Origin of the sequence: Burkholderia puraquae, from assembly GCF_002099195.1 — a bacterium.
Classification (GTDB): Bacteria; Pseudomonadota; Gammaproteobacteria; order Burkholderiales; family Burkholderiaceae; genus Burkholderia; species Burkholderia puraquae.
Genome location: NZ_NBYX01000002.1, coordinates 68,090 through 88,741, shown reverse-complemented (window position 1 = coordinate 88,741; position 20,652 = coordinate 68,090). Strand labels below are relative to the sequence as shown.

23 protein-coding genes are annotated in these 20,652 nt (G+C 68.9%); 13 read left to right on the top strand and 10 right to left on the bottom strand.

Annotation, left to right across the window (positions count from 1 at the left end):
- Positions 1-16 precede the first annotated feature (16 nt).
- Positions 17-913: a LysR substrate-binding domain-containing protein gene (locus tag B7G54_RS04815; protein ID WP_085038054.1), complete on the bottom strand. Its 897-nt coding sequence runs from the start codon at positions 911-913 to the stop codon at positions 17-19.
- A 161-nt stretch (positions 914-1,074) separates the two neighbouring features.
- On the opposite strand from B7G54_RS04815, the gene B7G54_RS04810 reads away from it, so the two are divergent.
- The 6 genes from B7G54_RS04810 (at position 1,075) to B7G54_RS04785 (ending at position 5,770) form a co-directional block, all read left to right on the top strand.
- Positions 1,075-1,926, top strand: coding sequence for an ABC transporter permease (locus B7G54_RS04810; RefSeq protein ID WP_085038053.1), 852 nt, complete (start codon positions 1,075-1,077; stop codon positions 1,924-1,926).
- Positions 1,927-1,933: 7 nt separating this feature from the next.
- Positions 1,934-2,977: an ABC transporter ATP-binding protein gene (locus tag B7G54_RS04805; protein WP_085038052.1), complete on the top strand. Its 1,044-nt coding sequence runs from the start codon at positions 1,934-1,936 to the stop codon at positions 2,975-2,977.
- 26 nt (positions 2,978-3,003) lie between these two features.
- Positions 3,004-4,092 carry an extracellular solute-binding protein gene (locus tag B7G54_RS04800; protein ID WP_085038051.1) on the top strand — a complete coding sequence of 363 codons (1,089 nt, stop codon included), beginning with the start codon at positions 3,004-3,006 and terminating at the stop codon, positions 4,090-4,092.
- 10 nt (positions 4,093-4,102) lie between these two features.
- The gene (locus B7G54_RS04795; RefSeq protein WP_085038050.1) at positions 4,103-4,936 is read left to right on the top strand and encodes an ABC transporter permease; all 834 of its coding nucleotides are present in this window, start codon (positions 4,103-4,105) and stop codon (positions 4,934-4,936) included.
- On the top strand, positions 4,929-5,462 hold the full coding sequence (locus B7G54_RS04790) for a TIGR00725 family protein (RefSeq protein WP_106408940.1): 534 nt from the start codon (positions 4,929-4,931) through the stop codon (positions 5,460-5,462). The genes B7G54_RS04795 and B7G54_RS04790 overlap by 8 nt, the downstream gene beginning before the upstream one ends.
- Positions 5,463-5,575: 113 nt before the next feature.
- Positions 5,576-5,770, top strand: coding sequence for a YqaE/Pmp3 family membrane protein (locus B7G54_RS04785; protein ID WP_060317401.1), 195 nt, complete (start codon positions 5,576-5,578; stop codon positions 5,768-5,770).
- 129 nt (positions 5,771-5,899) lie between these two features.
- Here B7G54_RS04785 and B7G54_RS04780 read toward each other — a convergent pair whose 3' ends face one another.
- Genes B7G54_RS04780 through B7G54_RS04770 form a run of 3 tightly spaced genes read right to left on the bottom strand, consistent with a single transcriptional unit; the run spans position 5,900 to position 8,501 of the window.
- Positions 5,900-6,079: a hypothetical protein gene (locus B7G54_RS04780; RefSeq protein WP_085038048.1), complete on the bottom strand. Its 180-nt coding sequence runs from the start codon at positions 6,077-6,079 to the stop codon at positions 5,900-5,902.
- Positions 6,051-7,058, bottom strand: a complete 1,008-nt coding sequence (gene cydB / locus B7G54_RS04775) for a cytochrome d ubiquinol oxidase subunit II (protein ID WP_085038047.1) — start codon at positions 7,056-7,058, stop codon at positions 6,051-6,053. Before cydB ends, B7G54_RS04780 begins: the two co-directional genes overlap by 29 nt.
- A 30-nt stretch (positions 7,059-7,088) precedes the next feature.
- Positions 7,089-8,501, bottom strand: coding sequence for a cytochrome ubiquinol oxidase subunit I (locus tag B7G54_RS04770; RefSeq protein ID WP_085038046.1), 1,413 nt, complete (start codon positions 8,499-8,501; stop codon positions 7,089-7,091).
- A gap of 503 nt (positions 8,502-9,004) precedes the next feature.
- Between B7G54_RS04770 and B7G54_RS04765 the strand changes: the two genes are divergently transcribed.
- From B7G54_RS04765 to ltaE, 3 genes are all read left to right on the top strand, one after another.
- Positions 9,005-9,331 (top strand): hypothetical protein, encoded by a 327-nt coding sequence (locus B7G54_RS04765; protein ID WP_085038045.1) that lies wholly within the window; start codon positions 9,005-9,007, stop codon positions 9,329-9,331.
- 13 nt (positions 9,332-9,344) lie between these two features.
- Positions 9,345-9,875: a YMGG-like glycine zipper-containing protein gene (locus B7G54_RS04760; RefSeq protein WP_085038044.1), complete on the top strand. Its 531-nt coding sequence runs from the start codon at positions 9,345-9,347 to the stop codon at positions 9,873-9,875.
- Positions 9,876-10,036: 161 nt separating this feature from the next.
- Positions 10,037-11,050, top strand: coding sequence for a low-specificity L-threonine aldolase (ltaE, locus tag B7G54_RS04755; protein WP_085038043.1), 1,014 nt, complete (start codon positions 10,037-10,039; stop codon positions 11,048-11,050).
- Positions 11,051-11,164: 114 nt separating this feature from the next.
- On the opposite strand, the gene B7G54_RS04750 is transcribed toward ltaE, so the two are convergent.
- Complete coding sequence (locus tag B7G54_RS04750; RefSeq protein ID WP_039349722.1) at positions 11,165-11,377, bottom strand: DUF1059 domain-containing protein; 213 nt, start codon at positions 11,375-11,377, stop codon at positions 11,165-11,167.
- Positions 11,378-11,541: 164 nt separating this feature from the next.
- On the bottom strand, positions 11,542-12,447 hold the full coding sequence (locus B7G54_RS04745; protein WP_085038042.1) for an HTH-type transcriptional regulator ArgP: 906 nt from the start codon (positions 12,445-12,447) through the stop codon (positions 11,542-11,544).
- Positions 12,448-12,738: 291 nt separating this feature from the next.
- On the opposite strand from B7G54_RS04745, the gene B7G54_RS04740 reads away from it, so the two are divergent.
- From B7G54_RS04740 to B7G54_RS04730, 3 genes are all read left to right on the top strand, one after another.
- On the top strand, positions 12,739-13,392 hold the full coding sequence (locus B7G54_RS04740) for a peroxiredoxin (RefSeq protein ID WP_085038041.1): 654 nt from the start codon (positions 12,739-12,741) through the stop codon (positions 13,390-13,392).
- Between the two features lie 123 nt (positions 13,393-13,515).
- A complete protein-coding gene (locus B7G54_RS04735; RefSeq protein WP_085038040.1) occupies positions 13,516-14,586 on the top strand; it encodes a rhodanese-like domain-containing protein in 1,071 nt (356 codons plus the stop codon).
- Between the two features lie 125 nt (positions 14,587-14,711).
- Positions 14,712-15,371, top strand: a complete 660-nt coding sequence (locus B7G54_RS04730) for a glutathione S-transferase family protein (protein WP_085038392.1) — start codon at positions 14,712-14,714, stop codon at positions 15,369-15,371.
- A 103-nt stretch (positions 15,372-15,474) separates the two neighbouring features.
- Here the strand turns inward: B7G54_RS04730 and B7G54_RS04725 are convergent, their stop codons facing one another.
- Together B7G54_RS04725 and B7G54_RS04720 are read right to left on the bottom strand one after the other, a co-directional pair.
- On the bottom strand, positions 15,475-16,167 hold the full coding sequence (locus B7G54_RS04725) for a phosphatase PAP2 family protein (protein WP_085038039.1): 693 nt from the start codon (positions 16,165-16,167) through the stop codon (positions 15,475-15,477).
- A gap of 428 nt (positions 16,168-16,595) precedes the next feature.
- Positions 16,596-17,828, bottom strand: coding sequence for an MFS transporter (locus B7G54_RS04720; protein ID WP_085038391.1), 1,233 nt, complete (start codon positions 17,826-17,828; stop codon positions 16,596-16,598).
- 101 nt (positions 17,829-17,929) lie between these two features.
- Between B7G54_RS04720 and B7G54_RS04715 the strand changes: the two genes are divergently transcribed.
- The gene (locus B7G54_RS04715; protein ID WP_085038038.1) at positions 17,930-18,913 is read left to right on the top strand and encodes a LysR family transcriptional regulator; all 984 of its coding nucleotides are present in this window, start codon (positions 17,930-17,932) and stop codon (positions 18,911-18,913) included.
- A gap of 50 nt (positions 18,914-18,963) precedes the next feature.
- On the opposite strand, the gene B7G54_RS04710 is transcribed toward B7G54_RS04715, so the two are convergent.
- Together B7G54_RS04710 and B7G54_RS04705 are read right to left on the bottom strand one after the other, a co-directional pair.
- Complete coding sequence (locus tag B7G54_RS04710) at positions 18,964-19,602, bottom strand: 2-hydroxychromene-2-carboxylate isomerase (RefSeq protein ID WP_085038037.1); 639 nt, start codon at positions 19,600-19,602, stop codon at positions 18,964-18,966.
- 138 nt (positions 19,603-19,740) lie between these two features.
- On the bottom strand, positions 19,741-20,562 hold the full coding sequence (locus tag B7G54_RS04705) for an IclR family transcriptional regulator (protein WP_085038036.1): 822 nt from the start codon (positions 20,560-20,562) through the stop codon (positions 19,741-19,743).
- Positions 20,563-20,652 lie beyond the last annotated feature (90 nt).

Sequence of the window (20,652 nt, the reverse complement as noted above, 5' to 3'; positions counted from 1 at the left end):
ACGAATGCGGGCCGGCTTACGCCGGTGCGCATTCGTCCAGCATCCATTCCCTGAAGTGCCGCAGCGCTTCGCTCGTCTCGAGTCGCTCTGGCGCATAGCACAGGTAGTGTCCCTGTGCGTCGACCTCGACGGGCGCGTCGAACGGTTCGACGAGCGTGCCGGCCGCGAGATTGTCCGCGATCAGGAAACGTGGCACGAGCGCGAGCCCGAGTCCCGCCTGCGCGGCCTGGATCAGCACCGAATACTGTTCGAAGCGCGGCCCGGCGAGTGCGTTCATCTGCGTGGCGCGATGGCGTTCCGCCCAGGCGGACCATGCGATTTCCGCCTGCTCGTGCACGAGGCGCGGTGCGGTCACGGCGTCGGCGGGCGTGCGCAACGCGTGCCGCTCGCCGAATTCGCGCGCACAGACCGGCACGAAGGTCCGACCGTCCAGGTAATCGCTTCGCACCCCTTCCCAAGCGCCGTCGCCGTAGCGGATCGCCGCGTCGAGCCCGAACGGAAAGCTGTCGCCGTGCGCGAGATGGCGGCGAAAGCTCAGCGTGACGCTCGGCGCGACGGCCAGAAAGCGCGAGAGCCGCGGCACGAGCCACTTGGTCGTAAACGTCGGCACGCTGGCGATCGTCAGCAGGTCGCCGTTCTCGCGCGCGCTCAGCAGTTCGATCGACGCGTTGCCGATCTCGCGCAGCGGGCCGGCGACACGCGCGTGGTACACCTGCCCGGCGCGCGTGAGCACGAGGCTGCGCCCCTCCCGCGCGAACAGCTTCACGCCGAACAGCGCCTCGAGATTCGCGATCTGCCGGCTGACCGCGCTGGGCGTCAGGCCCAGTTCGCGAGCCGCATAGGAAAAATTCAGGTACTTCGCAGAACAGGTGAATGCGTGCAGTTCCGCGATGTTCGGATACAGGTGCTTCATCGCGACTATTCCTTCGGCGCACAGATCGATGCGGGCTTTGTACGTTTTTTTCATGACGATGCCATGTCGGAACCGCACACTGCGATCGTCCAGAAAACGCGTGACAGCCCCGCCCGGCGGGCGTTGCGTGGCATCTTTGTCTCTTGTCCGCGAGTGTTTCCATGCCTGCGTCTACCGCCCCGGCACTGGCCGATGGTGTTCCGATTCCGCGTAACAGGCCCGCGCGTCCGCGTGCCGGACGCTTTCTGCTGAATGCGCTCGTCGCGGTGTTCGGGCTCTACCTGCTGTTGCCGATTGCGCTGCTGCTGATCGGGTCGGTGGGTCAGTCGTGGACGAACACGCTGCTGCCGACCGGCTTCACCGGGCACTGGTTCGCCGATCTGGCCGGGAATCGCAGCTTTACCCGCGCATTCGGCGTGAGCCTCACGGTGGCGCTGGCGTGCTGCGCGCTCAACGCGCTGATCGGCCTGCCGCTTGCCTATTCGCTGCATCACCGTGCGCAGGCCGGGCGCGGCATGGCGACGCGCGTCGTGATGCTGATGCCGGTCGGCGTGCCTGCGCTGACGCTCGGCTTCGGCTACATCGCGATCTTCAGCGGCGACACGCTGCCATGGCTCGGCACGTTGCCGCTGCTGATTGCGGCGCACGCGGTGCTGACGCTGCCGTACCTGCTGCAGACGCTGCTCAGCGATCTGCGCCACCTCGGCCTCGCGCGCCTCGAGGCCTGCGCGGCGACGCTCGGTGCGACGCCGCTGCGCCAGTTCTTCACGATCGTGCTGCCGAACCTGCGGCACAGCCTGTTTTCGGGGCTCGTGATGGTGGCCGCGCTGTCGATCGGCGAATTCCAGATCTCGAACCTGATTGCGGGCTTTCGCTACCGCAACTATCCGATCGTGCTGCTGCAGGCGTTCTACGGCGCGTCGGGGATGGCGTGCGCGGCCACCGTCGTGCTGCTCGTCCTCGCCGTGCTCGCGACGCTCGTGTCGGTCGGCACCGTGCAACGTCTGAAGTGAGTCCGTCATGAGTCTCGAATTCGAACACGTCAGTTTCCAGTATCCCGGCGCGCGACACGGTGTCGACGACGTCACGCTGTCCGCCGCGCAAGGCGAGCTGCTCGCGGTGATGGGGCGCAGCGGGTCCGGCAAGTCCACGCTGCTGCGGCTCGCGGCCGGCCTGCTCGATGGCGGCAGCGGCCGCATCGCGATCGGCGGCGCCGACGTGGCGGGCGTGCCGGTGTGGCGGCGCGAAGTGGGCATGGTGTTCCAGCACTACGCGCTGTTTCCGAACCTGTCGGTGGCCGACAACGTCGCGTACGGGCTGCGGATGCGCGGCGTCGCGGCCGACGCGCGGCGGCGGCGCGCGCGAGAAATGCTCGAGCGCGTCGGCCTGGCGGCGCATGCGGAGCGCGGCATCGCGATGCTGTCCGGCGGGCAGCAGCAGCGCGTCGCGCTGGCGCGTGCGCTCGTGATCGAGCCGAAGCTGCTGCTGCTCGACGAGCCGCTGGCGGCGCTCGACGCGGGCATCCGCCATCAGTTGCGCGACGAGATTCGCGCGTTGCAGCGCGCATGCGGCGCGACGACGCTGCTCGTCACGCACGACCAGGACGAGGCGCTGAGCATGGCTGACCGCGTCGCGATCGTCGACGGCGGGCGGGTGCTGCAGGTGGGCACGCCGCGCGACCTGTACGAGCGGCCGGCGTCCGCGCAGGTCGCGCGCTTCGTCGGGCATTCGACGTTGCTGCGCGGCCGCGTGGTCGCGCCCGACACGGTCGACGTGCGTTTCGCGACGCTGCGCGTCGAGACCGGCGCGCACCGGCCGGGCGCCGAGATCGAGGTGCTGGTGCGGCCCGAGCACGTGGAAGCCGATCCGCCGGAGCACGGCGTGAACCGCATCGACGGCTGCCCGGGCGAAGTGCGCTACTTCGGCGCGACGCAACGCTACGACTTCATTCCCGCCGGCTCGGCCGACCCGCTGCTGTGCGAAGGCCGCGTGCCGGCCACCCGGCGTATCGCGATCGAACCGCGCCATCTGCTCGTGCTGCCGGCCGCGCCGGACGCGCAATGACCCCTTTCATTCAACGGAGATCCCCGATGCTTGCAGGCCACCCTCTTGTGAAAACCATGCGCGCCGGCGTGCTGGCGCTCTGCGCGTTCGCGGCGCTGGCTGCCGCGCCGGCGCACGCCGCGCCGCTGTATCCGGGCGAGGACGCGCTGTATGCAAAGGCCGCCGACGAAGGGCTCGTCGTGTCGTTCGACACGGGCCCTGAATGGGCCAACTGGAAGGCGCTGTTCGCCGAGTTCCGCAAGCGCTATCCGAAGGTCGAGATCACCTACAACGACATCGGCTCGGCCGCGACCGTGGTCGCGCTCGACAAGTCGCGCCGCCGTCCGCAGGCCGATACCGCGTATTACTTCGCCGCGTCGGCGCTCGATGCGGAGAGCAAGGATGTCGTCGCGCCGTTCAAGCCGGTCAACTTCGACAAGCTGCCGAACGTGTTTCGCTCGGCGGACGGCCGCTGGTTCGCGGTGCACTCGCTGAACATCGCATTCCTCGTCAACCGCAAGCTCGTGAAGAACGTGCCGCAGCGCTGGTCCGACCTGCTGAAGCCGGAATATCGCAACGCGGTCGTCTATCTCGACCCGCGTTCGACCGGGCAGGGGCAGGTCGCCGTGTTCGCGGCCGCGTATGCGAACGGCGGGAGCGTCGAGAACCCGAAGCCCGGCGCGGAATTCTTCGGCAAGCTGAAGAGCGCGGGCAACGTGCTGCGCGTCGAGGGCACGACGCCTTATGCGAAGTTCGTGAAGGGCGAGATTCCGGTCCTGATCGGCTACGAGAACGACGGCCTGAAGGCGAAGTACGTCGACGGCATGGGGGACGCAGCCGACGTCGTGATTCCGCAGGACGGCAGCGTGTCGGCACCGTATGCGATGAGCCTCGTGAAGAACGGCCCGAACCCGTCCGCCGCGCAGCTGTGGCTCAACCTGGTGATGAGCGACGTCGGGCAGGCGCTGTTCGCGCAGGGCTTCGTGCGGCCGGCCGTGCCCGGCACGCCGGTTGCGCCGGATGTCGCGGCGAAGCTGCCGAAGGCGCCGCAGGTGCGCCCGCTCGACGTGGCAAAGGCGGCCGCACGCAAGGCCGAGGTCGACCAGCTCTGGTCGCAGGCGACGCTCGGCAACTGAGAGGCGCGCGATGCAGACTTCCCTGGCGGAACGCGGCGCGCTGCGCCGCTTCGGCGCGGCCCCGGCGGCGGTATTGCTGGCGGTGTGCTTCGCGCTACCGCTCGCCGCGCTCGTCGGCTCGGCTTTCACGGACGGCGGCCGTGCGTTCGGCGCGGTGCTGCGCGATCCGCTCGTCGCCGATGCGATCGTACGTTCACTGGCGCTGGCGGCGGGCGCCGGCACGCTGTCGGTGGGTGTCGGCGTGCCGGTCGCCTTCGCGCTGGCCGGGCAGTCGCCCGCCCGCCGCCACTGGACGCTCGCGCTGCTTGGCGTGCCGCTTGCGTTTTCCGGGCTGGTGATCGCGTACGGCTTCATCCTCGCGTTCGGCCGCGCGGGCTTCGTCACCACGCTGGCGGCGTCGCTGGGCGCGGACCCGAACGTGCTCGGCGGCGCGATCTACACGATGCCGGGGCTGGCGGTCGCGTATGCGTATTACCTGATCCCGCGAGTCGCGCTGATGATCTACCCGGCGCTCGCGAATCTCGACCGGCGGCCGCTCGAGGCGGCACTGACGCTCGGCGCGCGGCCGTGGCGTGCGTGGCTCGACGTCGCGTGGCGCGAACTGTGGCCGTCGGTCGCGTCCGCGTGGTGCCTCGTCACGGCGATCGCGCTCGGCACCTACGGCACGGCGCTCGCGCTGGCCGGCACACAGATCAACATCCTGCCGCTGCTGATGTATCTGAAGCTGTCGGACGGACAAACCGATTTCTCGCAGGCGGCCGTGCTGTCGATCGTGCTGACGGCGATCTGCACCTGCGTTCTTGCATTGGGGGAAGGCCTTGTACGGCAACGACGTCATGGATGAGTGGTCGGATGCGACGTGCGACGCGCTGGCGCAACTCGCGCAGCGGCAGCGCGGCACGCGGCGGCATCGCATGCCGGTGGGCGTGATCGGCCCGCGTGAGGCGACCGACGAGCAGATGCGGGTCGCGCAGCGGGTGGCGCATGCGCTCGCGGCGACGGGTGTCGCCATCGTCGGCGGCGGCAAGCAGGGCGTGATGGAGGCGGCCGCGCGCGGCGCGCATGCGGCCGGCGGGTGCGCAATCGGGCTGCTGCCGGAAGACGACGCGGCCCTCGCGAATCCCTATCTGAGCGTCGCGCTGCCGACCGGGCTCGGCATCACGCGCAACGCACTGGTCGCGCGTGCGTCGCTGTGCCTGATCGCGATCGGCGGCGGGCTCGGCACGCTGTCCGAGATCGCGCTCGGGTTGCAGTGGGGCAAGCCGGTGTTCGCGATTTGCGACGCGCCGCGCGTGGCGGGCGCCGAATGCTTCGACGAAGTGGATCCGCTCGTTGCGCGGGTCGCGCGGTGGCTGGCCGATTCGGCGTAGGGCGAAGGCCGGCTGGGTTCGCGCGCGAGCGGCGGGCCGGGCTTGAAATGGGGCGCGCGCTCCGCCATATTGGCTGCGCATGAACGTTCAACGACGCCTCGAGAGGATTCCCAATGCGCCTTCTGCTTGCCCTGCTGTTGCCGTGGTTCCAGTTCTTCACGATCGGCCGCCCGATCGCGGGGATCATCTGCCTGATCCTGCAAATCACGATCATCGGCTGGCTGCCGGCCGCGATCTGGTCGGTGTATGCGCTGAGCCAGTACAAGACCGATCGCAAGATCGAGGCGGCGCTGGGCGAGCGGCGGTAGGCGGGGGAGGGCCGCGGCGGCGCCTGCCGGGCGGACGCGGCGAAATCGGACGGGTCTGCAAATCGGCAAATCGGCCGACGAAATGAAAACGGCCGCCTCGATCATGTTCGATCGAAGCGGCCGGCCGGCTTACTTCACCGCAAACAGCGTCAGGTTCATGAAGATCTTGAACGCATAGCCGAGCGTGACGGCGCCGATCACGCCGCCCGCCCACAGGACGACGAACCACATCCAGCCGCGCATCCGCGGCCGTGGCGCCGTAGCGGGGCGCTCGGCGGAATCAGTGGTGGTAGTAATGCTGGTCTTCATGGCGCACCTTGCCTCGGAATACCCAATAACCCATCGTCGTGTAGGCGATGATGATCGGGAGGATAACCGCTGCGCCGACCAGCGTGAAGGTCTGGCTGGAACGCGGCGCCGCTGCTTCCCAGATCGTCATCGTCTGGGGAATCGCGTACGGGAACAGCGTGACGAGCAGGCCGACATAGCCGAGCAGCACGAGCGCCAGCGCGAGCACGAACGGCGTCATGTCATGCCGGTCGCGCACCGCGCGCCGCATCCACACTGCGCACCCGGCGACCAGGAACGGTACCGGCAGCAGGCGCCAGAACAGCCCCGAATCGAACCAGCGCTGCGCGATGGCCGGATCCTGCAGCGGCGTCCACAGGCTGACGACCGCGATGAAGCCGAGCAGTACGACCGTCAGCGGCCACACCACGCGATGGAGGCGCCGCTGCAGGTCACCTTCCGTCTTCGCGACGAGCCAGCAGCAGCCGAGCAGCGCATAGGTCACGATCAGGCCGAGGCCGGTCAGCAGGCTGAACGGCGTGAGCCAGTCGAACGCGTCGCCCGCGAACACGCCGTTCTTCACGTTGATGCCCTGCAGGAACGCGCCGAGCGCGATCCCCTGGAACAGCGTCGCGCCGGCCGAGCCGCCGATGAACGCGAGATCCCACAGCTGCTTCGTGCGCCGCGCCTTCGCGCGGATCTCGAACGACACGCCGCGGAAGATCAGGCAGACCAGCATGAAGATCAGCGGCAGGTACAGCGCCGACAGCACGGTCGAATAGACGATCGGGAACACCGCGAACAGCCCGGCGCCGCCGAGCACGAGCCAGGTCTCGTTGCCGTCCCACACGGGCGCGACCGTATTCATCATCAGGTCGCGTTCCTTCTCGTCCGGGAAGAACGGGAAGACGATGCCGATGCCGAGGTCGAAGCCGTCGAGCACGACGTACATGAAGAGCCCCAATGCGATGATCGCGGCCCAGATTACGGTGACGTCCATAGGTTTTCTCGTGTGCGGAAAGGGTGGGGCTCAGACGGTCTCGAGCGGCTCGTCGACGGCCGACATCGGGCGGCGCGCGGTGTGATCGTGGCGCGTGTCGGGCATGTCGTCATGCTTCGCGTCGGGTAGCGCGGGGCCGGCTTTCATCAGCTTCAGCATGTAGTACACGCCGGTGCCGAACACGAGGAAGTACACGATCACGAACGTCATCATCGACAGGCTGACCTGCTGCACCGACAGCGGCGACACGGCGTGCGCGGTACGCATCACGCCGTAGACCACCCAAGGCTGGCGGCCCGCTTCGGTCGTCACCCAGCCCGCGAGCAGCGACACGAAACCGGTCGGGCCCATCACGAGCGCGAAGCGCTGGAACCACTTCGATTCATACAGGCGGCCACGGCGGCGCAGGAACCACGCGAGCGCGGCCAGGCCGATCATCGCGAAGCCGAGGCCGACCATGATCCGGAAGCTCCAGAACACGACCGTCGAGTTCGGGCGGTCTTCCGGCGGGAAGTCCTTCAGCCCGCGGATCTCGCCGTCCCAGCTGTGCGTGAGGATCAGGCTGCCGAGGTGCGGCACCTGCACCGCGTAGCGGGTCGTTTCCGCCTTCATGTCCGGAATGCCGAACAGGTTGAGCGCGGTGCCGCCCTTTTCGGTTTCCCACAGCCCTTCGATCGCGGCGATCTTCGCGGGCTGGTGCTTCAGCGTGTTGATGCCGTGCTGGTCGCCGATCACGGCCTGCAGCGGTGCGAGCACGAGCAGCAGCCACAGCGCCATCGAGAACATCTTCTTCACGCCCTTGTCGCGGCGGCCCTTCAGCAGGTGCCACGCGCCGGTCGCGGCCACCACCAGCGCGGCGACGATGAACGCGGCGATCGCCATGTGGAACAGGCGGTACGGGAACGACGGGTTGAAGATGATCGCGAACCAGTCGGTCGGCACGACGCGGCCGTCGACGATCTCGAAGCCCTGCGGCGTCTGCATCCAGCTGTTCGACGCGAGGATCCAGAACGTCGAGATCAGCGTGCCGATCGCGACCATCAACGTCGCGCCGAAGTGCGCGCGCGGGCTCACGCGGTTCCAGCCGAACAGCATGATGCCGAGGAAGCCGGCTTCGAGGAAGAACGCGGTCATGACCTCGTACATCAGCAGCGGCCCGGTGACGGCGCCGGCGAAGCTCGAGAAGCCCGACCAGTTCGTGCCGAACTGGTAGCTCATCACGACGCCGGAGACGACGCCCATCCCGAACGCGACCGCGAAGATCTTCGACCAGAACAGGCAGAGGGTTTTGTAGTACTGCTTGCCGGTCTTCAGCCAGCGATATTCGAGCACGGCGATGAAGCTGGCGAGGCCGATGCTCAGCGCCGGAAAGACGATGTGAAAGGAGACGGTGAACGCGAATTGCAGGCGGGCCAGATCGAGGGCCGAAAGAGCGGTGTCCATACCAGTTGACCGAGGCTGACGATACCCGCCGGCGGGTTGCCGGCGGACCCCGGCGGAGGGGCGTCGGGGTTGGCTGGAGTATGTGCCGCGATGTTGCACCGCGAAATGCGCCAACTCGTCGCAGATGTCCAGCCCGTCGTGCGCGATTCCGGGGTAAATCGTTGATTCGTATCAAGAAGGCTGCTTGCGGCGCGCGCGGCCGTGGCGTGGCGGTCTGACGCACGTGCGTCAATATGGCGCGTCGCGTCATCGGAACGGTTTGGTGCGGACGCAAACCCTGCGTGACATCGCGCGACGCGGCGCCCGCGCGCGGCCGAACCGTTGCGGTGCGTTATCGCGTAATGCGCGCGGTCGTGCCGGCGGGCCGCGGCCGATGGGGGCTGTCACATAGGTAACGCCGCGCAACATTGGCATGTGCGCCCGTAATGGATGACGGATCACGCGCGGCGTAGCGTTCGGTATGTCGGGTTCGCATCGACGAACCGCCAGCCGGAGAACGTGACGTGAATGGATTGAAGCTCGCACTGGGCGCGGTGGCCGCAGTGGCGATCGCGACGGGCGGCGTGGCGCATGCCGCCCGGGTCGGCGTCTATGTCGGCCCCGGTTACCCGTATTACTACCCCGTCGTCCCTGCGCCCTATTACTATCCGCCGCCCGTGGTCGCGGTGCCCGTCGATCCGGCGCCGCCGACCGAGTACGTCGAAAAGGGACAGCCGCAGGACAACGGCGACGCGAACCTCTGGTACTACTGCGACGCGTCGAAGCATTACTACCCGTATGTGAAGACCTGCAAGTCGGGCTGGCGATCGGTGCCGGCGCGGCCGCAGTGACGGAGGCGCGACGATGAAATCCGTATTTCGACCCCTGCGCGTGCCGGCCGCGCTGGCGCTGGCCGGCCTGCTCGGCGCGTGCGCGTACATGCCGACCGGGCCGAGCGTGATGGCGCTGCCCGGCACCGGCAAGTCGTTCGACCAGTTCCGCGCCGACGATGCGAACTGCCGTCAATACGCGTTCCAGCAATCGGGCGGCGTGAGCGCGGGCCAAGCGTCGACCGCGAGCGCGGTCGGCAGCGCGGCCGTCGGCACCGCGCTCGGGGCGGCGGCCGGCGCGGCGTTCAACGGCGGCACGGGCGCGGCCGTCGGCGCAGGCGCGGGGCTGCTCGCGGGCAGCGTGGTGGGCGCCGGCGCGGCGCAAGGCTCGGCCTACGACATCCAGCGCCGCTACGACTACGGCTACCTGCAATGCATGTACGCGACCGGCAACCGCGTGCCGGTGCCGGGCGGGATGAGCGGCGGCGGTGGCGGATATGGCGGCGCGCCGCGCGCGGCGCCGCCGATGCCGCCGGCGGGCGTTCAACCGCCGCCGCGATACTGACGGCAGTACGGTCGTTCCCGTGCAGCATGGCGCGCAAATGAAGAATCGTGCGCGCATCGACCGTCGGTACACACGCGCTGCATGAATTGCGTACACTCTGAGTCTCGTTTCGGCAGGGCCGGACGCATCGGTTCCGGTCCGCGTTTACCCAGGACTCAACGATGATCGATTTACGCAGCGATACCGTGACACGTCCGAGCCAGGCGATGCTGGCCGCGATGACTGCCGCCGAAGTCGGCGACGACGTATGGGGTGACGACTCGACCGTGCTGCGCCTGCAGGCGGTGATGGCCGAGCGGGCCGGCAAGGAAGCCGGCCTGTTCTTCCCGAGCGGCACGCAGAGCAACCTCGCCGCGCTGATGGCCCATTGCGAACGCGGCGACGAATACATCGTCGGCCAGCTCGCGCACACCTACAAGTACGAAGGCGGCGGTGCGGCCGTGCTGGGCAGCATCCAGCCGCAGCCGATCGAGAACGCGCCGGACGGCACGCTGCCGCTCGCGAAGATCGCCGCGGCGATCAAGCCGATCGACAATCACTTTGCCCGCACGCGCCTGCTCGCCCTCGAAAACACGATCGGCGGCCAGGTCTTGCCGGAAGGCTATGTGCAGGAAGCCACCGCGTTCGCGCGCAGCCGCGGGTTGTCGCTGCATCTCGACGGCGCGCGCGTATGCAACGCAGCCGTCGCGTCGGGCCGTTCGATCGCCGAGCTGGGCGCGCCGTTCGACAGCGTGTCGATCTGCTTCTCGAAAGGGCTTGGTGCACCGGTCGGCTCGGTGCTGGTCGGCAACCGCGCGCTGATCGAGCGCGCGCAGCGTTGGCGCAAGGTGCTCGGCGGCGCGATGCGGCAGTCGGGCATTCTCGCGGCGGCCTGCCTGTACGCGCTCGACCACAATGTCGAGCGGCTCGCGGACGATCACGCGAATGCCGCGCATCTTGCCGAAGGCCTTGCGCGCATCGACGCCGTGAAGGTGCTGTCGCACGCGACGAACATGGTGTTCGCACAATTCCCCGAAGCCGATTGCGCGCCGCTGGAGGCGTGGCTCAAGGCGCGCGGGATCCTCACGCAGATGCTGTACGCGTCGCGCTTCGTCACGCACTGCGACGTGTCGCGCGCGGACATCGATACGTTTATCGACGCGGTCGGTGCGTATTTCGCGCAGCGCCGCGCGTAAGGTGGAATGCGCCGGCCGGCGGGGGGCGCCGGCGCGACTTGGCGCGAAGCAGGAAGCGGAGAGGTGACGGGGCGACGTGGCAACCCGTCTGTCGATATCGGGCGAGCCGGCGGATTACGCTTGCCGGGGTGCGTCGGCAGGCGGCGTGCCGTCGCGGAACAGCGCTTTCAGCTGCGTGCGCAGTTCGGCGCTGTCGGTGTGCTGGTGCACCAGGACCGCATGTTGCACGGCGGCTTCCAGCAGTTCGTTGTCGGAGTCGGCGGAAATCGCGACCGAGCAATTCGTCGCGCTGGGAAACTCGCGGCAATCGATGTAGCGGCGAGACATGATGTTCTCCTGACGGGAAAGGGAGCGGCCGGATTGACGTGGTCGGCCGGGCAACGCGTTCGCGAGGCCGATGGAAAAAGTATAGGCGGCGCGGCGGGGATGCTCGTCGTCATGTATGTCGCGCCGCACTGCGCACTGCGTCGGCGGTGTCGCTCACGCCCGCGTCACGGCAGCGGCGCGAGCAGCCGGCGTGCGGCTTCGACCACCCGCTCGGACAACGACGCCATCGTCGGCGACTGCACCGTCCACGCGTGCCAGTACAGCGTGACGTCGGTCGGGTGCGCGGGCGCGAGATCGACGAGCCCCTGCGCGTCGAGGGGCGCGCTGCCGATCAGCGGCTCCGGCACCATCGCATAGCCGAGCCCGTGCCGCACCGCCGCGAAGTGCGAATGGGTGCCCGGCACGTAGTGGCACGGGTAGGCGCCTTCGGGCAACCCGAACTTCTCCTTCAGGAACGACGACTGCAGCGTATCGCGCCGCGAATACGCGACGACGGGCGCCTTGCGCGCGCTCGTGCGGTTCAGCCCGCGCGGAAACCAGCGCACCGCGAACGCGGCGGCCGCGAGCAGCCGGTAGCGCATCGTGCCGAGCGGCGTCGCGAGGCAGCCGCGCATCGGCTTCGGCTCGGTCGTCACGCAGCCGACCGCCATCCCGCTTTCGAGCAGCGCGAACGTGTGGTCCTGATCCTCGACGATCAGCTCGAACAGGATGCGTTCGCCCGCGAGCACGGACGTCAGCGCCGGGAGAAACCACGTGCCGAGGCTGTCGGAATTGAGCGCGATCGTGACGGAGATCGGCGATTCGCGCTCGATCGCGAGCGTGCTTTGCAGGTCGGCCTGCAGCAGCGCGACGCGGCGCAGGTGCTGCAGCACGCGCTGCCCGGCCACCGTCGGGCGGCACGGCCGCGTGCGCAGCACGAGCGGCGTGCCGAGGCTCGCCTCCAGCGCGCGGACCCGCTGCGTGACGGCGGACGCGGTCACGTGCAGCCGTACGGCGGCCTGCTCGAAGCTGCCCGTGTCGGCGACGGCCAGCAGCGCGGCGGCTTGCTTCGGATCGATCGTCATCGACATGTCGGTGGCATTCCTGTGAACGTAAGACGAGAACAGCCGGTAGTGTAAGTCAGCGCGCACGCGCGGCCGGGTGCGGCGCAACGTCCTGCTGCACCGCACTCGTCGCCGGAATCGGCCACGGCACGCCGGATGCCGCACACCGCATGCCGGTGGCGCGTGCATTTTGACCTACGCTATATGAACGCGCGGAACCCGGCATGTGCCATGCCGGCACTTCGCGCGCGGACGATCGCGCGTCGCGCAAGCCGCGGCGCGGGCGTCGTGACGATTCCCATTTAGACGGAGACGAACATGTCGATTCGACTAGGCGAGGACGCGCCCGATTTCACCGCGGAGACCACGGAGGGAACGATCCGCTTCCATGAATGGATTGGCGACCACTGGGCGATCCTGTTTTCCCATCCGAAGGATTTCACGCCGGTGTGCACGACCGAACTCGGCTACATGGCCGGGCTCAAGCCGGAATTCGACAAGCGCAACACGAAGATCATCGGCCTGTCGATCGATCCGGTCAGCGATCACCGGAAGTGGGTGGCGGATATCGCTGAAACGCAGGGTCACGCGGTCAACTATCCGCTGATCGGCGATGACGAACTGAAGGTCGCGAAGCTGTACGACATGATTCATCCGAATGCGAGCGGCGGCCCGCGCACGGCGGTCGACAACGCGACCGTGCGCTCGGTGTTCGTCATCGGGCCGGACAAGAAGGTCAAGGCGATGCTCGTCTATCCGATGAGCGCAGGGCGCAACTTCGACGAGGTGCTGCGCCTGCTCGATGCGCTGCAGCTCAACGCGAAGCATACGGTGGCGACGCCGGTCAACTGGAAGCCCGGCGACGATGTCATCATTCCGACGTCGGTGTCGGACGATGCGGCGAAGCAGAAGTATCCGGACGGCTTCCGGACGCTGAAGCCATACCTGCGCTACGTGACGCAGCCGCGCTGACACGACGTGCCGGGCGGATGCCGGCCATGCAGGACCCCGACGGGGCGGCTCGCGCGACAGCGGCGGCGCGGGCCGGACAATACGCATCAAGCACGTATCAACCAGCGACGGAGCGACTTCGCGATGATCTTCCGGCAACTCTTCGACCCGCAATCGTCGACATACACGTACCTGCTTGCCGATAGCGCATCGCGCGAAGCGCTGCTGATCGATCCCGTGTTCGAGCAGGTGCGCCGCGACGCGGCGCTGCTCGACGAACTCGGGCTGCGGCTCGTCGCGACCGTCGATACGCACGTGCATGCCGATCACGTGACGGGCGCGTGGCTGCTGAAGCAGCGCACGGGCAGCACGATCGCGATCTCGGCCGCGAGCGGCGCGCAGGGCGCCGACCGCTACCTGAACGACGGCGACCGCTGCGCGTTCGGCGCGCGCTACCTGACCGTGCGCGCAACGCCCGGCCACACGAGCGGCTGCATCAGCCTCGTGCTCGACGACGAATCGATGGCGTTCACCGGCGATTGCCTGCTGATCCGCGGCACGGGCCGCACCGACTTCCAGCAGGGCGACCCGCGCGCGCTGTATCGCGCGGTGCACGGCCGGCTGTTCACGCTGCCGGCCGCGTGCCTGCTGTATCCGGCGCACGACTATCGCGGGCTCACGGTGACGAGTGTCGGCGAGGAGCGGCGCTTCAATCCGCGCCTCGGCGGCGATCTGAGCGAAGACGATTTCGCCGGCTACATGCGCAACCTCGGGCTCGCGCATCCGCGCCAGATCGACGTCGCGGTGCCGGCGAACCTGCAGTGCGGCGTCGCCGCGAACGCGCCCGATGTGCAGGCCGTGCCCGACTGGGCGCCGCTCGTCTATACGTTCGCCGGGTTCTGGGAAATCGATCCGCAATGGCTCGAGGATCATCTGGCGGCGGTGCAGGTCGTCGACGTGCGCGAGCCGGACGAATTCACCGGGCCGCTCGGCCACCTGCCCGGCGCGACGCCGATTCCGCTCGGCGAACTGGCCGCGCGCGCCGGCGAGATCGCACGCGACCGGCCGGTCGTGACCGTGTGCCGGGCCGGCGGGCGATCCGCGCAGGCAACCGTCATTCTGCTGAAGGCCGGCTTCGACACGGTGGCGAATCTCGGCGGCGGGATGCTGCGCTGGCGCGCCGAAGGGCGCGTCGTGATGGACGGCCGGTCGTAACGGCCCGAGTCGCACCGAAAAAATATCCGGGCCGCTGTCGAAACGGCCCGGTGCCGTTCGTCGTCAAGGTATCCGATCACGTGGCGCCGCATGACGCGGTGCCGAAACCCCTGAGAGACCGCACGATGATGCCGACGCTATACGCCCATCCCTTTTCGTCCTACTGCCAGAAGGTGCTGACCGCGCTGTACGAGAACGGCACGCCATTCGAGTATCGCGTGCTCGCGCACGACGATCCGAAGCCGATGCAGGAGCTGACCGCGCTGTGGCCGCTGAAGCGCTTTCCGGTGCTCGTCGATGCGGGCCGCACCGTGGTCGAGGCGTCGATCATCATCGAGTATCTCGGCCTGAACCATCCGGGCCCCGTGCGGCTGCTGCCCGACGATCCGCACGCGGCGCTCGAGGTGCGGACGATGGATCGCTTCTTCGACAACTACGTGTCGACGCCGCAGCAGAAGGTCGTGCACGACGCGTTGCGGCCGGAAGCCGAGCGCGATGCGCGTGGCGTCGCCGATGCGCGCGCGATGCTCGACACGTCGTATGCGTGGCTGGACAAGAAGATGGCCGATCGCGAATGGGCGGCCGGCGACCGCTTCAGCCTCGCCGACTGCGGCGCGGCGCCGTTCCTGTTCTACGCGGACTGGACCCACCGGATCGATCCGTCGTTCGCGAACGTGATGGCGTACCGCAAGCGTCTGCTGGCGCGTCCGTCGTTCGCGCGCGCGGTCGACGAGGCACGGCCGTATCGCTCGTTCTTTCCGCTGGGCGCACCGGATCGCGACTGATCGGCGCGGGCGTCGCGCGGCGCGACGCTGCCGCGCAGGGCCGGCAGCGCGTGCCCGGGCGACGACGGAACGAAAGCAGCGGCAGCATCGTGGCGTCTCCCCGTCACATCGTGTGGGTGGCCGACTGCGCGAGCGTCAGCAGTTCGTCGAACTGCGTGATCAGCTCGAAGCACAGCAGGAAGGCGAGCGTATAGGCCGGCGCGGGGAAGCGCCGGATCATCGCCAGTATCTGCGGCGCGAAGCGCGAGCGGATCGCGTCGCGCGTCAGCAGCCACGCGAGCGCGATGCCGATCGCGGCACCCGCGATCAGGTCGGTCGGGTAGTGAAAGCCGAGATACGCGCGCGGCAGGCAGATGAACACGACCGAATAAAGCAGCGCGAACACGCCGACGCGGCGCGCGATGATGAAGATGCCGGTGGCGATCGCCATCCACAGCATCGCGTGATCGCTCGGGAACGAACTCCATGCCTGCAGCGTGGCCGCGCGCAGTCCGGCCGACGGGAAATGCAGGTGCAGGTCGGGGTTGTAGATCGGCCGCACGCGGAACGGCAGCACCTGGGCGAGCAGCCGGCCGAACGCGAGTGCGATGAGCCCGCTCGCGATCGTCGCGACGACCTGCTCGCGTTGCCGCTCGCGGTTCGGACTCGGCTGGAACCACAGCCAGCACAGCACGGGAATGAGCACGAAGCCCTTGAACGTGTACAGGCCCGCGATCACGCGGATCGCGTGATTCATCAGCGGACCGAACGTCATGTGGGTGAGGAAGATCTGGATCGTGGTGTCGAAATTGTTCATGTCGTGCGACCCCGGCGGGCCCGCAGTGCATGACGTGCGGCCGGCAGGATCTGGAAGCGCGCTCGTACCGGAGCGCAACGGGGGGCAAGTATGTCACCCGTTATTTCAAAGAAAATGCGAAAAAATACCGGGAATCCCCTGATAAAACGGGGCTGTGCGATGGGGCCGGATGGGCGAGTGCCGCGTGGGGGGGGCGCATCGAATCGTCCGACGTTTGCGCATCGATGCGCATGGCCGCCGGAAAAATAATTCGCTGAACTGGACAATCGGGCGGGCCGGTATGGACCTTGCACGGGATGAGCGCTTTTCGCGCCAGATGCGCGCGAATTCGCCAGGCCGCGCAGCGTCGTGCGTGCGCCGATCGAAAATAAAAGAAAAGGCGGGCAAGCCCTGTGGGCCTGCCCGCCATGGGTGCGTGATGCGGAAATTCAGTGGCGCCAGATCCGCACGGCGAGCGCGGCCAGCGATGTCACGACGGCCAGCGCGGTGACCGCATTCCAGCCCAGTTGCGCGAGCAACAAACTGCCGATCGCGGCGCCGGCCGCCATCCCGATGAACATGCCGACGAACAGCACCGCGTTGAGGCGGCTGCGCGACGCAGGGTCGATCCGGTAGACGATTGCCTGGTGCGCGATCAGCGTGGCCTGCACGCCGAGATCGAAGCCGATCGTCGCGACCGCGAGCAGCACGAGCTGGGCATGCGGCGACATCAGCGGCGCGGCGGCCATCGACGCGAACGACACCGTCGCAATGCCGATGCCGATACGCGTGACGCGCTCGGGGCCGTGATGGTCGGCCATGCGCCCGGCGATCGGCGCGGCCAGTGCGCCGGCGGCGCCCGCGAGGCCGAACGCGCCGGCGGCCGCGCTGCCGAGGTGGAACGGCGCGCCGTGCAGCATCACCGCGAGCGTCGACCAGAACGCACTGAATCCGACGGCGAGCAACCCCTGCGCGAGCGCGGCGCGGCGCAGCGCCGGATGCTGGCGCCACAGCGCGCCGAGCGATCCGATCAGGGCGCGATACGGCAGGCGCGTGGTCGGCTCGAAGTGCGGCAGCCCGCGCGCGGCCACGACGCCGATCGCGGCGACGCTGGCGGCCGCGAGTGCGAACATCGCGCGCCAGCCGGCCGTCTCGGCGACGAACCCGGCCACGACCCGCGACAGCAGGATGCCGAGCAGCAGCCCCGTCATCACCGTGCCGACGATGCGGCCGCGATGCGCGTCGTGCGCGAGCGTCGCGGCGGCCGGCACGACGTCCTGCGCCATCGTCGCGGCGAGGCCGATCGCGAAGCTCGCCGCAAGCAGCAGCCCGAGCGACGGCGCGACGGCGGCGAGCAGCAGCGCGACCACCAGCATCGCGGCCTTGGTCACGATCACGCGGCGCCGGTCGAAGCGGTCGCCGAGGGGGGCGAGCAGCAGGATGCCGAGCGCATAGCCGAGCTGCGTGAGCGTCGGCACGAAGCCGATCGCGCGTGCCGACGCGCCGAGATCGGGCCCGAGCGCGCCGAGCATCGGCTGCGCGTAGTAGAGCGGGGCGACGCCGAGGCCGGCGGCCGCCGCGAGCAGCAGCACGAGCCGGCGATCGGGCATCGAATGGGCGGCCGGGCGGGCCGGGGCGTGGGCCGCGCGCGGCGCGGCATCGAGGCGGGACGGAGTGGACATCGCGTTCATCCTGGGTTGAACAAGGGAATGGACGCGAGTGTGGCGGCACGCGGCCGGCCACGGTAGTGCCGCCCTGCGCAGATTTGTTATACGCTCCACGAATGACTGAAAAATCTCCCTTATCCCCCACTGATGGCGGGTCTCCGCGCGTTCAGGCGGTGCCGGTGGACGGTGCCGGCTATCGTTTCGAGCTGATGGAAACCTTCGTACGCATAGTCGAGGCCGGCAGCCTGTCGGCCGCTGCCGCGCAACTGCACACGACGCAGCCGACGATCAGCCGGCGGCTGCAGGCGCTCGAACGTTCGCTCGGCATGCGGCTGCTGCAGCGGACGACGCACACGATGCGCCTGACGGTCGACGGCGAGCGCTGCTTCAAGCGTGCGAAGGAGTTGCTGGCGAACTGGGCGGCGTTCGAGGCCGATCTGCGCGGTGCACAGGAGGAGCCCGACGGGCTGCTGCGGGTTGCGGTGCCGCACGCATTCGGCCAGGAGCGTTTCGTCGAGCCGCTTGCGCGGTTCCTGCGCGACTATCCGCGCGTGTCGGTCGAGTGGCTGCTGCAGGACGAGGTGCGGGATTTCGTCGGCAGCGGCATCGATTGCGCGATCCAGGTGGGCGAGCCGACCGATCCGGCCGTCGTCGCGATCCGGCTCTCGAAGGTGCCGCGCTTCGTGGTCGCCGCGCCTTCCGTGCTGAACGGCGCCGACGTGCCGGCCGACCCCGGCGCGCTGGCTGCGTTGCCGTGGCTCGCGCTGCGCACGTACTACCGTACCGAGCTGGCGCTCACGCATTCGGTCACGGGCGAGACGCGGCGCATTGCGATCCGCCCGCGCATCACGACCGCGAACCTGTACGCGCTGCGCAGTGCGGCGCTGCTGGGGGTGGGCGCGTGCGTCGGCTCGTCATGGATGCTGGCCGACGACCTCGCGCGCGGCGAGCTCGTTCACCTCGCGCCCGAGTGGCAGGCCGCGCCGCTGCCTGTCTATCTGACCTACCCGCATGCGCAGTTCTATCCGTCGCGGCTCGTGCGGTTCGCCGCGATGATGCGCGAGGCCGTGCCGGGGCTCGTCGAAGGGCGCGACGCCTGACGCGGGATGCGGGATGCGCGCCGCGCGCGCCGGGCGGCCACGGGGCGCCGTCAGCCGCGCCGGATCCCTTCGGGCAACGCGCTGATGCGGCGCACCTCGGGCGAGTCGAGCCACGCGCGCGACGTCGCGCAGTCGGCGAACATGTCGGTCGCATCCTCGCCCCAGAACAGGTCGCCGTCGAGTTCGAAGGTCGGCACGCCGAATACGCCGTGCGCGATCGCGTCATCGGTGTTCGCACGCAGCGCGTCCTTCACCGGCTGGGCTTCGACGGCGGTCACGCCTTCCGGAAAGCCGACGGCTTCGCACAGCGCGGCGAAGCCTTGCGGCGTCGACACGTCCTGGCCGTCGCGCCAGATATGCCGGAAGATCCGCCGGATCGCGTCGGGTGAATTGCCCATCGCGATCGCGAGGCGCAACGGCTTGATCGGATTGAACGGGTGCGCGGGCGGCATCCGGAACGGAATGGCGAGCTTGTCCGCGCGATATTGCGCGTGGCGATAGGTGAAGACGCGTTTCGCCGCGATCTCGGCCGGCGCTTTCTGGCCCCAGTGTGCGAGCAGCGCGCCGAGCACGATGGGCCGCGGCTCGAACGCGGCGGCGGCCGGCAACCGGTCGAATTGTTCCTGCTGCAGGTAGGCGAACGGCGAAACGAAGTCGAAATACCAGGTGGCGGTGCGCGCGGCGTTCATGGTGGCTGCCCTCAAGCGTGTCCGGTTGGCGGTGGCACGCGCGGCACGCCCGCAGGCGGCGCGCGATGCATGCATCGGCGGCCAGTGTCGCACGCAGCCGCCTTTTGCGCTGTTGCGCAGCCGGGCGCGCGCAGCCGGTTATGACGCTGCGTCGCCGTGGCCCGCTGCCGACGCGAGCCGCCCGAGGCTGTCGCGCACGGCCGCTGCGTCGTAGCGTGCGCCCGCACCGCCGAGCGCCACGGTCGCCTTCTGCGCGAGCGGCAGCAGCATCGCGAGCGCCGCCGCCATGGCCGGCGCGGCAGCGAGCCGCGATTTCGGGCCGGAGACGGTCAGCGCGCCGACACACTCGCCGGCCGCACCGAACACGGGCGCGGACGCCGACGCCGTCTCGGGGTCGCGCTCGCCGTACGACGCGGCCCAGAGTTGTTCGCGCACGTCGTGCCATTGCGCATCCTGCGTATCGGTGAACGCCAGCAGCACCTTCCCGGACGCACCCTGGCGAACCGGAAACTCCTCGCCGACACGAATCGACACGCGCACCGCGCGGGCGGGCTCGACCCGATAGAGCACCGAGCGCATGTCGCCCTGGCGCACGTAGAACGACGCCGTTTCGCCGAGTTCGCGGCTCAGCGTCTCGAGCAGCGGCTCGATCACCGGGCCGACCCGGAACGAACGCTGGTACAGCGCGGCGAGCCGCTGCGGCTCGTGCCCGATCGCGTACTGGCCGTCGTCGAGCTTGCGCATGAAGCCGCCATGTTCGAGCGCCGCGAGCAGGCGCAGGATCGTGCTCTTGTACAGCCCGGTGCGGCGCGACAGCTCCGCGAGCGACAGCCGGTCGTCGGTCTGCCCGAAGGCACGGAGGATCGCGAACGCGCGATCGAGAACGGCGACGCCGCTGGACGCTTCTTCGGCCGGCGAATCGGGCCCGCCGCCCGCGTGATCGGTGTGAGTCGTAGGCACTGCCTGCTTCCTTCGGATGACGATCGGTCGACTATATCGTTCTGCCTGGCAGAACTCAAGTTCCAGAAAATCGCAATTTCACGGGTATAC

What these genes read in the sequence shown, in the direction of transcription:
- B7G54_RS04815 (WP_085038054.1), bottom strand. Translation starts at nt 913, where the DNA reads ATGAAGCACCTGTATCCGAACATCGCGGAACTGCACGCATTCACCTGT.
- B7G54_RS04810 (WP_085038053.1), top strand. Translation starts at nt 1,075, where the DNA reads ATGCCTGCGTCTACCGCCCCGGCACTGGCCGATGGTGTTCCGATTCCG.
- B7G54_RS04805 (WP_085038052.1), top strand. Translation starts at nt 1,934, where the DNA reads ATGAGTCTCGAATTCGAACACGTCAGTTTCCAGTATCCCGGCGCGCGA.
- B7G54_RS04800 (WP_085038051.1), top strand. Translation starts at nt 3,004, where the DNA reads ATGCTTGCAGGCCACCCTCTTGTGAAAACCATGCGCGCCGGCGTGCTG.
- B7G54_RS04795 (WP_085038050.1), top strand. Translation starts at nt 4,103, where the DNA reads ATGCAGACTTCCCTGGCGGAACGCGGCGCGCTGCGCCGCTTCGGCGCG.
- B7G54_RS04790 (WP_106408940.1), top strand. Translation starts at nt 4,929, where the DNA reads ATGGATGAGTGGTCGGATGCGACGTGCGACGCGCTGGCGCAACTCGCG.
- B7G54_RS04785 (WP_060317401.1), top strand. Translation starts at nt 5,576, where the DNA reads ATGCGCCTTCTGCTTGCCCTGCTGTTGCCGTGGTTCCAGTTCTTCACG.
- B7G54_RS04780 (WP_085038048.1), bottom strand. Translation starts at nt 6,079, where the DNA reads ATGAAGACCAGCATTACTACCACCACTGATTCCGCCGAGCGCCCCGCT.
- cydB (WP_085038047.1), bottom strand. Translation starts at nt 7,058, where the DNA reads ATGGACGTCACCGTAATCTGGGCCGCGATCATCGCATTGGGGCTCTTC.
- B7G54_RS04770 (WP_085038046.1), bottom strand. Translation starts at nt 8,501, where the DNA reads ATGGACACCGCTCTTTCGGCCCTCGATCTGGCCCGCCTGCAATTCGCG.
- B7G54_RS04760 (WP_085038044.1), top strand. Translation starts at nt 9,345, where the DNA reads ATGAAATCCGTATTTCGACCCCTGCGCGTGCCGGCCGCGCTGGCGCTG.
- ltaE (WP_085038043.1), top strand. Translation starts at nt 10,037, where the DNA reads ATGATCGATTTACGCAGCGATACCGTGACACGTCCGAGCCAGGCGATG.
- B7G54_RS04750 (WP_039349722.1), bottom strand. Translation starts at nt 11,377, where the DNA reads ATGTCTCGCCGCTACATCGATTGCCGCGAGTTTCCCAGCGCGACGAAT.
- B7G54_RS04745 (WP_085038042.1), bottom strand. Translation starts at nt 12,447, where the DNA reads ATGTCGATGACGATCGATCCGAAGCAAGCCGCCGCGCTGCTGGCCGTC.
- B7G54_RS04740 (WP_085038041.1), top strand. Translation starts at nt 12,739, where the DNA reads ATGTCGATTCGACTAGGCGAGGACGCGCCCGATTTCACCGCGGAGACC.
- B7G54_RS04735 (WP_085038040.1), top strand. Translation starts at nt 13,516, where the DNA reads ATGATCTTCCGGCAACTCTTCGACCCGCAATCGTCGACATACACGTAC.
- B7G54_RS04730 (WP_085038392.1), top strand. Translation starts at nt 14,712, where the DNA reads ATGATGCCGACGCTATACGCCCATCCCTTTTCGTCCTACTGCCAGAAG.
- B7G54_RS04725 (WP_085038039.1), bottom strand. Translation starts at nt 16,167, where the DNA reads ATGAACAATTTCGACACCACGATCCAGATCTTCCTCACCCACATGACG.
- B7G54_RS04720 (WP_085038391.1), bottom strand. Translation starts at nt 17,828, where the DNA reads ATGTCCACTCCGTCCCGCCTCGATGCCGCGCCGCGCGCGGCCCACGCC.
- B7G54_RS04715 (WP_085038038.1), top strand. Translation starts at nt 17,930, where the DNA reads ATGACTGAAAAATCTCCCTTATCCCCCACTGATGGCGGGTCTCCGCGC.
- B7G54_RS04710 (WP_085038037.1), bottom strand. Translation starts at nt 19,602, where the DNA reads ATGAACGCCGCGCGCACCGCCACCTGGTATTTCGACTTCGTTTCGCCG.